Annotated in this window: 1 pseudogene; it reads left to right on the plus strand. The window is 74.8% G+C overall.

The annotated features are described in order from the left end of the window. Positions 1-23: 23 nt before the first annotated feature. Positions 24-488: pseudogene (locus D7V93_RS43940) on the plus strand (mannosyltransferase); the annotation flags it as partial.

Below are 488 nucleotides of genomic sequence, written 5' to 3' on the forward strand. Positions count from 1 at the left end.
ACGCGGCGCCCCTCAAGAGGGGGGTGCCCGGAGGCCTGCGCGTCCTGGGCCTCCTCGCGGTGGCGCTGGTCCCCATCGTCGTGGCGGTGCGCGAACTGGGCCGCATCCACCCGGACGAGGTGTTCCAGGCGCTGGAGCCCGCATGGTGGCGCGTGCACGGCTACGGCGTGCTGGCGTGGGAGTGGCGCGAGGGCCTGCGCAACTGGGCCCTCCCCGGCGTGCTGGCGGCCTTCCTGAAGCTCTCCGCGGTGCTCGGCGTCACCGACCCGCGCATCTACCGGGGCGTCGTGGCGGTGCCCCAGTTCGCCCTGCACGCGTGGAGCCTGTGGGCCGTGTACCGCTTCGCCGCGCGCCGCGCCGGTCCCCAGGGAGGGGCGCTCGCCGTCCTGCTCCTGGGCCTGAGCGGACCGGTGCTCCTCTTCGCCGGACGCACGCTGTCGGAGTCCTTCTCCGCGTCCTTCCTGCTCGTGGCCATGGAGGCCCTGGAC

This window comes from Corallococcus llansteffanensis (assembly GCF_003612055.1).
GTDB lineage: Bacteria > Myxococcota > Myxococcia > Myxococcales > Myxococcaceae > Corallococcus > Corallococcus llansteffanensis.